This window comes from Duganella sp. GW821-FHT07F09 (assembly GCF_059418705.1).
The window spans coordinates 774,558-784,932 of sequence record NZ_JBWKQJ010000002.1; the positions used below are offsets into that span (position 1 = coordinate 774,558).

The window sequence follows — 10,375 nt, forward strand, 5'->3', positions numbered from 1 at the left end:
ACGACATTATGTTCGAACGCATCATACGATTTGCCATCGTCCAGCGCTGGCTGGTCATGCTGGCGGTGGCGGGGATGGCCGGTTTCGGCATCTACAGCTATCAAAAGCTGCCCATCGACGCGGTACCCGACATCACCAATGTGCAGGTGCAGATCAACACGGCCGCGCCGGGCTACTCGCCGCTCGAGACCGAGCAGCGCGTGACGTTCCCGATCGAGACCGTCATGTCCGGCCTGCCGAACCTGGAGCAGACACGCTCGCTGTCGCGCTACGGGCTGTCGCAGATCACCGTCATCTTCAAGGACGGCACCGACATCTTCTTCGCGCGCCAGATGGTCAACGAACGCATACAGGAGGCGAGGGCGCAGCTGCCGGCCGGTATCGCGCCGGCCATGGGGCCGATCTCCACCGGCCTGGGTGAGATTTATCTTTGGACGGTGGAGGCCAAGCCGGGCGCGAAGAAGGCCGACGGCACGCCCTACACGCCGACCGACTTGCGCGAGATCCAGGACTGGATCATCAAGCCGCAGCTGCGCAACGTCGCCGGCGTCACCGAGATCAATTCGATCGGCGGCTACGCCAAGGAATACCAGGTGGCGCCCAATCCGCAGCGGCTGGCGTCCTACGGCCTGACCTTGCAGGACGTAGTGACGGCGCTGGACCGCAACAACGCCAACGCCAGCGCCGGCTACATCGAAAAGCGCGGCGAACAGCTGCTGGTGCGCGCGCCGGGCCAGGTGCAGTCGCTGGAGGATATCCGCAACATCATCCTCAGTAACGTCGACAGCGTGCCGGTGCGGGTACGCGACGTGGCCGAGGTGCAGATCGGCCGCGAACTGCGCACCGGCGCCGCCACCGACAACGGCCGCGAGGTGGTGCTGGGCACAGTCTTCATGCTGATCGGCCAGAATAGCCGCGCCGTCTCGCAGGCGGTCGACAGGAAGATGGTCGACATCAACCGCAGCCTGCCGGCCGGCGTGCAGGCCATCACCGTCTACGACCGCACTGTTTTGGTCGACAAGGCCATCGCCACGGTGAAGAAAAACCTGCTCGAAGGGGCGGTGCTGGTGATCGCGGTGCTGTTCCTGTTCCTCGGGAATATCCGCGCGGCGCTGATCACGGCGATGGTGATACCGCTGTCGATGCTGTTCACCTTCACCGGCATGGTCACCTACAAGGTTAGCGCCAACCTGCTGAGCCTCGGCGCGCTGGACTTCGGCATCATCGTCGACGGCGCGGTGGTCATCGTCGAGAACTGCGTGCGCAGGCTGGCGCACAAGCAGAAACAACTTGGCCGCACGCTAACCCGCGCCGAGCGCTTCGACGAAGTCCACGCGGCGGCCAGGGAGTCGCGCCGCCCGCTGCTGTTCGGCCAATTGATCATCATGGTGGTCTACCTGCCGATCTTCGCGCTGACCGGCGTCGAAGGCCGCATGTTCCATCCGATGGCGTTGACGGTGGTCATCGCGCTGCTCGGCGCGATGCTGTTGTCGATCACCTTCATCCCGGCCGCCGTGGCGCTGTTCATCGGCGACAACGTGGTCGAGAAGGAGCACCGCAAAATCACCGCGTGGTACAGCGGAATCCTGGAACGCGTACTGGCCAACACCCCGGTCGTGCTGGCGTTCGCCGGGATTTCGGTGGTGCTGTCGCTGCTGCTGGCGACGCGCCTGGGCAGCGAGTTCGTGCCGAACCTGAACGAGGGCGACTTCGCCATCCAGGCCTTGCGCATTCCCGGCACCAGTCTGACGCAATCGGTGGAGATGCAAAAGCAGATCGAGCTGACCTTGAAGCAGAAATTCCCCGAGATCGAACGGATATTCGCGCGCACCGGCACGGCGGAAATCGCCTCCGATCCGATGCCGCCGAATATCTCGGACGGCTACATCATGCTCAAGCCGGAAGCCGACTGGCCCAAGCCGCGCAAGTCGCGCGACGAGCTGCTGGCGGCGATCCGGGAGACGGTGGAAAAGCTGCCCGGGAACGCGTTCGAGTTCTCCCAACCTATCCAGCTGCGCTTCAACGAGCTGATATCGGGCGTGCGCAGCGACGTCGCCGTCAAGCTGTTCGGCGACGACACGGCGGTGCTCAACGACACCGCCGCCAAGATCGCCGCCGCGCTGGGCAAGGTGAAAGGCGCGACCGAGGTCAAGATCGAACAGACCACCGGTCTGCCGATGCTGACGGTGGAGATCGACCGCAGCAAGACCGCGCGCTACGGCCTCAATGTGGGCGAGGTGCAGGAGACCATCGCCACCGCCATCGGCGGCAAGGAAGCCGGCACCATGTTCGAGGGAGACCGCCGCTTCGATATCGTGGTGCGGCTGCCGGACGCGCTGCGCGACGACCTCGATGTGATGCGGCGGCTGCCGGTGCCGCTGCCGCGCGGCGTTGGCGGCGGCGGTGGGGCCAACTTCATCCCGCTGGGCGAGGTGGCCAGCTTCAGCGTCGCGCCGGGGCCGAACCAGATCAGCCGCGAGGACGGCAAGCGCCGCGTCGTCATCAGCGCCAATGTGCGCGGGCGCGATATCGGCTCCTTCGTCGCCGAGGCGGAGCAGGCCTTGCAAAGCCAGGTCAAGGTGCCGGCCGGGTACTGGACCGCGTGGGGTGGGCAGTTCGAGCAGCTGCAGTCGGCCACGCGCCGCCTGCAGATCGTCGTGCCGGTGGCGCTGCTGCTGGTGATGGTGCTGCTGCTGGCGATGTTCGGCAACCTGCGCGACGGGCTGCTGGTGTTCAGCGGGATTCCGTTCGCGCTGACCGGCGGCATCGCGGCGCTGGCGCTGCGCGGCATACCGCTGTCGATATCGGCGGCGGTGGGCTTCATCGCGCTGTCCGGGGTGGCGGTGCTCAACGGCCTGGTGCTGATCTCGTACATCCGCTCCCTGCGCGAGCAGGGGCGCACGGTGGAGGAGGCGATACGCGAGGGCGCGCTGGGCCGATTGCGGCCGGTGTTGATGACGGCGTTGGTGGCGTCGCTGGGCTTCATTCCGATGGCGATCGCCACCGGCACCGGCGCCGAGGTCCAGCGTCCGTTGGCGACGGTGGTCATCGGCGGGATCTTGTCGTCGACCGCGCTGACGTTGCTGGTGTTGCCGCTGCTTTACCGGTTGGCGCACCGCGACCGCAAAACGCCAGCGCCGACGCCGGGTTAGACGCTGCCGGCGCGCTCGACGACCAGGATGCGCGCCTGTCCCACCGGACGGGCGCAATGGGCGTCGCCCCCGGCGGCGTGGAAGATGTCGCCGGCGCGCAGGCGCACCACCCGTTCGCGGCCGTCCTCGCGGTAGTGCATCGCCACCTCGCCATCGAGCACGGCGAACACCTCGTCGCCGTCGTTGACGTGCCATTGGTACGGCTGGTCGGTCCAGTGCAGCCGCACGGTGGCGTCCTTCATCGCGGCGATCAGTTGCGCGTCCCAGGCGCGCTCGCCGGTGTAGTCGCTTGCGCGGATGATTTTCACGGTCAGCTCCAGTCGTAGTCCATTTGCCGCGCGGTGGCCAGCGCCAATTCGCGTCCCGCCAGCCGTTCGACCAGATGCAGCGACAGGTCGATGCCGGTGGTGACGCCGCCGGAGGCGACGATGGCGCCATTGCCGGTCCAGCGGCGCTTGCCTTGCACCCGCAATTCGGGGAACGCCGCGCCGGCCGCCGCGTTGTCCGCTGTCAGTTGCTGGCCGTCGAGCAGCCCGCCCTGCGTTAGCAGAAAGGCACCGGTGCGGACCGAGGCCACCAGTTCGCAGTCGCGCGCCGTGTCGGCGATCCAGGCGATGACGTCCGGCCTGGCCAGTTCGGCGTCGATTCCGCCGCCGGGTACGATCAGCACGTCGATGTCGCCGCCGCCGAAATCCGCTTCCGGAAAAACCGTCAGGCCGGCGCGCGCGCGCAGCAGCGTGGAGGTGCGGCCGATGGTGCGGACCCGGAACGGTGGCGGCGCCTCCGGTGTCGTCTTCTGGCTGACACGCGTGGCGCAGGTGAACACGTCATATGGTCCGGCGAAGTCGGGGACCTCGACGTCGTCGTAAACATAGATGCCGATGGTGCGGGTCATGGGTGCCTCCTGAAGCGAAAGCCGCGATCATCCCACTTCCGCGCTTGACACAAATGACATCGATGGTGGAATATCTGCCAATATGGATGCCACCACCTTACTCCCCGCCATCGACGTCTGGATACTGGTGCTGCCCCACTTCGCGCTGCTCGACGCCACCGGCCCCGCACAGGTGTTTTCCAGCGCCAATGACGAGGCGCGGGACGCCGGCCGCCCCGCGCCCTACCGTATACATATGGTGTCGCCGGACGGCGGCCTGGTCACCGCCGCCGCCGGGGTCACGGTGCTGACCGGGCCGCTACCCACCACCGGCCTGGGCGGATCGACGTTGATGGTGGCCGGCGGGCGCGGCGTGGAGGACGGGTCGAATCCGGCGCTGACCCCCGACCTGGTGCGCTGGGTGGCGCAGGCCGGCGGCGGCGCCGACGCCGTCGCGCGGTGCTGCTCGATCTGCACCGGCGCCTTCCTGCTGGCGCGCACCGGACTGCTGGACGGGCGCCGCGCCGTCACCCACTGGCAGGACGCAGCACAGCTGCAGGCCCGGTTCCCGGCCATTACCGTGCAGGACGACGCCATCTATATCAAGGACGGGACGCTATATAGCTCGGCCGGCATCGCCGCCGGCATCGATCTGGCGCTCAGCCTGGTCGGCGAGGACCAGGGCCGCGGCTTCGCGCTGGGCGTGGCCAAGCGGCTGGTGGTCTTTTTCAAGCGCCCCGGCGGCCAGCGCCAGTTCAGCTCCGAATTGCTGGCCCAGGCCGATCCGCAAGGCTTGCACGGCCAGTTGACGGCGTGGCTACGCCCGCGTCTGAAGCAGCCGATCGACGTCGACCAGATGGCGGCGGCGTTCGCGTTGTCGGTGCGCTCGCTGCATCGCAAGCTGCAACAGGAGGCGGGCGTGTCGCCGGCACAACTGTTGCTGCGGCTGCGCATGGAATGCGCCTGCGCGCTGCTCGAGCAGCCCGGCATGACCGTCAAGCGCGCCGCCGTCCAGAGCGGCTTTAGCAGCGAGTACAATCTGCGCCGCGCCTTCGTCGCGCAGCTGGGCGTGGTGCCGAGCGAATACCAGGCGCGCTTCGGCTAAACCGGATCAACTGCGGCCAATTTGGGCCAAAATTCAAACAAAGGGACGACATGCGGGGATTTGAAACGTGGGTGGCGCGAGTCCTGCTGCTGAACAGCGCGCTGACCCTGGGCGTGAGTCTGGGTCTGCTCGGCGCGCCGCAGGAGGCGGACGCGTTGCCGGTGTTGTTCGGTGTCGGGTTGTTCGGTTTTCTGGCTGCCGTGCTGTCGCTCAAGCGGTGGAAGATCGGCCTGTGGGGCGGCATGCTCTACTACGCGGTGCAGCTGGTCAGCTATTTCCCGCACCACGGCGACTGGCAATACAGCGTCAAGGCCGGCGTCAGCATCGGCTTGGTCATGCAGTTTTCAAACGCCACGCTGGTCCTTAACATGGTCGCGCTGGCATTGCTGGCCGCCACCCTGGTCGTGCTCGCCTGGCGCATGCGCGCCGCCCCCACCCGCTGAACCCGGCGTCATTCCCCTTCCTTCCAGGCACCCCGTCCGCCGTGTTCGTCGGCGCGGCGGCCGCCGCGCGGCATCCGCCATTGTTTTGACTCTTGGTTATTTGGGCGTCATGCCCCCGTCACGAAACCACAGTAACATCTTTAACAAAATTTCCTTCATGAATTAATGTCGTACGCTATTTTGTTGCGCGATGCCAACGCGTAATATATCTTTTCAGCAAGTCAACATGATTGAAAGAACATGATTGGTGCCGTCGGAATATTGCTTTGCGGCAGGTTGCGAGCAAGCTACATTCGCCGAAATAAATTCTTCTTGGAAATTAAGTCGGCTATACTTACTCTTAATACGCTCGGTTCAGGTGCCCCCCAAGCCCTGTTCAGGGTCTAAAAAAGTCAATGATTTCAAGTGCTTGGGGCGCTTTTAATACATGACCGAGAACGTCGAGATTTTTTATTCCCCGTAGCAACAAGTTTGTTTAGTGAAAGATTCGCTCCGGTCGCCTTGTACTCGAGTGGAGCAGAATCGCCGTCCGCCCAGTTCGCCTAACGGTGTCGCGGATGATGCACGAAACAATTTGTGACGAAATTTAAGTTGAAATGCGGCAAATCGCCACCGTTTGCTAAAGTTGACACTTTTGTTGACGTTAAGAATGTGTGTGCGGGATTTTTTGCGCCCGTAGCAATGAATTGGCAGCAAATACATAGTTATAAAACGGCAAATGTGCCACTGACGGAAGCTAGGACACGACGGGTAGGGCCGTCGATCCCGCTTTTTCGGACAGATCGAATTAGCGCCCTTTAGGAGAAATGCAATGAGCGTCGTAACCAGTTTCACCACGGAACAGATCGCCAGTCTGACTACCCAGCAGATCACCACGATCACAACAGCGGACTTTGCTGCGCTCAATTCCGATCAAATCGGTGCGCTGACCACGCTGCACGCTTCCGTCCTGAGTTCCACCCAACTGGGCGCGATCGCCACCAGTACCCTGACCTCGCTCGGCACCGAAGACATCGCCGCGTTGACCACCGGCGCGCTGGGCGGCTTGACCACCGCGCAGATGAAAGCGCTGGCCACCGACCAGGTCGTCGCGCTGACCACCAACCAGGCCGGCGCGCTCTCGACGCAGCAAGTCGCCGCGTTGTCGACCGACGGCATCGTCGCCTTGGAAACGTCCGATTTCGCCGCGCTGAAAACCGCTTCCGTCGCCAGCTTGAGCAGCGTCCAGATCAAGGCGCTGACCACCGACCAGATCGTCGCGCTGACCACCGCCGGCGCCAACGCGCTGACCTCCGCGCAAGTGTCGAACCTGACCACTGACGCCATCGCCGCGCTGCAAACGGCCGATATCGCCGCCCTGAAGACCGCCGTGATCGCCTCGCTTTCCTCGGTTCAGGTCGGCGCGCTGACCACCGACCAGGTCAAGGCTTTGAGCACCGCCACCTTGGTGGCCCTGAGCACCTCCAACATCGCCAACGGCCTGACGACTGACCAGATCGTCGCCATGACGTCGGCCCAGTTCGCCAGCCTGACCACCGCCCAGATCGGCGCGTTGTCGACCAATAGCATCGCCGCCATCGAGACCGCCGACATCGTCGGCCTGAGCACCGCCGGCATCGCCGCGCTGAAATCGTCGCAGATCGCCGCGCTGGTCACCGACCAGGTCGCGACCTTGTCGACCAACCAGATCATCGCCCTGACCACCGCCGGCGTCGCCGGCCTGACCACCGACCAGATCGTCGCGCTGACCACCACGCAAGCCGCCGCGCTGAGCACCCAGCAAGTCCTCGCGCTGAGCACCAACTCGATCGCCGCCCTCGAAACGGCCGATTTCGCCGCGCTGAAGACGGCCGCCATCGCCGGCCTGTCGACCAACCAGATCCGCGCCCTGACGACCGACCAGATCGTCGCGCTGACCACCGCCGAAGCCGGCGCCCTGAGCAGCGCCCAAGTGGCCGCCCTGAGCACCGATTCGGTCGCCGCCATGCAGACCGCCGACCTGGCCGCGCTGAAAACCTCCTCGTTCGCAGGCCTGAACTCGAGCCAAGTGGCAGCGCTGACGACCGACCAGGTCAAAGGCCTGTCGAGCGCCCAGTTCGCCGCGATGAGCACCGCCAACATCGCCAACGGCCTGACCACCGACCAGATCGTCGCCATGACGTCGGCCCAGTTCTCCGGCCTGAGCACCGCCCAGATCGGCGCGCTGTCGACCAACAGCATCGCCGCCATCGAGACCGCCGACATCGTCGGCCTGAGCACCGCCGGCATCGCCTCGCTGAAATCGTCGCAGATCGCCGCACTGGTCACCGACCAGATCGCCACGCTGTCGAGCAACCAGATCGTCGCCCTGACCACCGCCGGCGTCGCCGGCCTGACCACCGACCAGGTGGTTGCGCTGACCACCGCGCAAGCAGCCGCGCTGAGCACCCAGCAAGTCCTCGCGCTGAGCACCAACGCCATCGCCGCGCTGGAAACGGCCGACTTCGCCGCACTGAAAACGGCCGCCATCGCCGGCCTGTCGACCAACCAGATCCGCGCCTTGACGACCGACCAGATTGTCGCGCTGACGACCGCCGAAGCCGGCGCCCTGAGCAGCGCCCAAGTGGCCGCCCTGAGCACCGATTCGGTCGCCGCCCTGCAGACCGCCGACCTGGCCGCGCTGAAAACGGCCTCGTTCGCCGGCCTGAACTCGGCACAAGTCGCCGCACTGACGACCGATCAGGTCAAAGGCTTGGCAACCGCCCAGTTCGCAGCCCTGAGCACCGCCAACATCGCCAACGGCCTGACCACCGACCAGATCGTCGCCATGACGTCGAGCCAGTTCGCCAGCCTGAGCACTGCCCAGATCGGCGCGTTGTCGACCAACAGCATCGCCGCCATCGAGACCGCCGACATCGTCGGCCTGAGCACCGCCGGCATCGCCGCGCTGAAATCGTCGCAGATCGCCGCGCTGGTCACCGACCAGATCGCCACGCTGTCGAGCAACCAGATCATCGCCCTGACCACCGCCGGCGTCGCCGGCCTGACCACCGACCAGGTCGTTGCGCTGACCACCGCGCAAGCGGCCGCGCTGAGCACCCAGCAAGTCCTCGCGCTGAGCACCAACGCCATCGCCGCGCTGGAAACGGCCGACTTCGCCGCACTGAAAACGGCCGCCATCGCCGGCCTGTCGACCAACCAGATCCGCGCCCTGACGACCGACCAGGTTGTCGCGCTGACCACCGCCGAAGCCGGTGCCCTGAGCAGCGCCCAAGTGGCCGCCCTGAGCACCGATTCGGTCGCCGCCCTGCAAACCGCCGACCTGGCCGCCCTGAAAACCGCGTCGTTCGCCGGCCTGAACTCGGCACAAGTCGCCGCACTGACGACCGACCAGGTCAAAGGCTTGGCAACCGCCCAGTTCGCAGCCCTGAGCACCGCCAACATCGCCAACGGCCTGACCACCGACCAGGTCGTCGCCATGACGTCGAGCCAGTTCGCCAGCCTGAGCACCGCCCAGATCGGCGCGTTGTCGACCAACAGCATCGCCGCCATCGAGACCGCCGACATCGTCGGCCTGAGCACCGCCGGCATCGCCTCGCTGAAATCGTCGCAGATCGCCGCCTTGGCAACCGACCAGGTCGCTACCTTGTCGACCAACCAGGTCGTGGCCTTGACCACCGCCGGCGTCGCCGGCCTGACCACCGACCAGGTGGTCGCGCTGAACACCGCCCAGGCCGCCGCGCTGAGCACGCAGCAAGTTGCCGCCTTCAGCACCAACGCCATCGCCGCGCTGGAAACGGCCGACTTCGCCGCGCTGAAAACGGCCGCCATCGCCGGCCTGTCGACCAACCAGATCCGCGCCCTGACGACCGACCAGATCGTCGCCTTGACGACCACCGAAGCTGGTGCCCTCAGCAGCGCCCAAGTGGCCGCCCTGAGCACCGACGCCGTGGCCGCCCTGCAGACCGCCGACCTGGCCGCCCTGAAAACGGCCTCGTTCGCCGGCCTGACCTCGAGCCAGGTCGCCGCGCTGACCACCGACCAGGTCAAAGGCCTGGCAACCGCCCAGTTCGCGGCCCTGAGCACCGCCAACATCGCCAACGGCCTGACCACCGACCAGATCGTCGCCATGACGTCGAGCCAGTTCGCCAGCCTGAGCACCGCCCAGATCGGCGCGCTGTCGACCAACAGCATCGCCGCCATCGAGACCGCCGACATCGTCGGCCTGAGCACCGCCGGCATCGCCTCGCTGAAATCGTCGCAGATCGCCGCGCTGGTCACCGACCAGATCGCCACGCTGTCGAGCAACCAGATCGTCGCGCTGACCACCGCCGGCGTCGCCGGCCTGACCACCGACCAGGTGGTTGCGCTGACCACGGCGCAAGCAGCCGCGCTGAGCACCCAGCAAGTCCTCGCGCTGAGCACCAACGCCATCGCCGCGCTGGAAACGGCCGACTTCGCCGCACTGAAGACGGCCGCCATCGCCGGCCTGTCGACCAACCAGATCCGCGCCCTGACCACCGACCAGGTTGTCGCGCTGACGACCGCCGAAGCCGGCGCCTTGAGCAGCGCCCAAGTGGCCGCCCTGAGCACCGATTCGGTCGCCGCCCTGCAAACCGCTGACCTGGCCGCCCTGAAAACGGCCTCGTTCGTCGGCCTGACCTCGAGCCAGGTCGCCGCGCTGACCACCGACCAGGTGCGTGGTCTGGCAACCGCCCAGTTCGCAGCCCTGAGCACCGCCAACATCGCCAACGGCCTGACCACCGACCAGATCGTCGCCATGACGTCGAGCCAGTTCGCCAGCCTGAGCACCGCCCAGATC

At 66.1% G+C, this 10,375-nt stretch carries 6 protein-coding genes; 4 read left to right on the top strand and 2 right to left on the bottom strand.

Going from position 1 to position 10,375, the window contains the following annotated elements:
* Positions 1-8 precede the first annotated feature (8 nt).
* The gene (locus AC07P1_RS08550; protein WP_494695357.1) at positions 9-3,152 is read left to right on the top strand and encodes an efflux RND transporter permease subunit; all 3,144 of its coding nucleotides are present in this window, start codon (positions 9-11) and stop codon (positions 3,150-3,152) included.
* On the opposite strand, the gene AC07P1_RS08555 is transcribed toward AC07P1_RS08550, so the two are convergent.
* Together AC07P1_RS08555 and AC07P1_RS08560 are read right to left on the bottom strand one after the other, a co-directional pair.
* A complete protein-coding gene (locus tag AC07P1_RS08555) occupies positions 3,149-3,460 on the bottom strand; it encodes a cupin domain-containing protein (RefSeq protein WP_494695358.1) in 312 nt (103 codons plus the stop codon). The genes AC07P1_RS08550 and AC07P1_RS08555 overlap by 4 nt on opposite strands.
* A gap of 2 nt (positions 3,461-3,462) precedes the next feature.
* On the bottom strand, positions 3,463-4,047 hold the full coding sequence (locus tag AC07P1_RS08560; protein ID WP_494695359.1) for a DJ-1/PfpI family protein: 585 nt from the start codon (positions 4,045-4,047) through the stop codon (positions 3,463-3,465).
* Between the two features lie 82 nt (positions 4,048-4,129).
* On the opposite strand from AC07P1_RS08560, the gene AC07P1_RS08565 reads away from it, so the two are divergent.
* From AC07P1_RS08565 to AC07P1_RS08575, 3 genes are all read left to right on the top strand, one after another.
* Positions 4,130-5,131, top strand: coding sequence for a GlxA family transcriptional regulator (locus tag AC07P1_RS08565; RefSeq protein WP_494695360.1), 1,002 nt, complete (start codon positions 4,130-4,132; stop codon positions 5,129-5,131).
* Between the two features lie 50 nt (positions 5,132-5,181).
* On the top strand, positions 5,182-5,574 hold the full coding sequence (locus AC07P1_RS08570; RefSeq protein ID WP_494695361.1) for a hypothetical protein: 393 nt from the start codon (positions 5,182-5,184) through the stop codon (positions 5,572-5,574).
* Between the two features lie 811 nt (positions 5,575-6,385).
* Positions 6,386-10,375: beta strand repeat-containing protein (locus AC07P1_RS08575; protein WP_494695362.1), on the top strand; the 3,990-nt coding region annotated here is incomplete at its 3' end.

Coding starts and splice junctions, on each gene's coding strand:
- AC07P1_RS08550 (WP_494695357.1), top strand. CDS start 9: ATGTTCGAACGCATCATACGATTTGCCATCGTCCAGCGCTGGCTGGTC.
- AC07P1_RS08560 (WP_494695359.1), bottom strand. CDS start 4,047: ATGACCCGCACCATCGGCATCTATGTTTACGACGACGTCGAGGTCCCC.
- AC07P1_RS08565 (WP_494695360.1), top strand. CDS start 4,130: ATGGATGCCACCACCTTACTCCCCGCCATCGACGTCTGGATACTGGTG.
- AC07P1_RS08570 (WP_494695361.1), top strand. CDS start 5,182: ATGCGGGGATTTGAAACGTGGGTGGCGCGAGTCCTGCTGCTGAACAGC.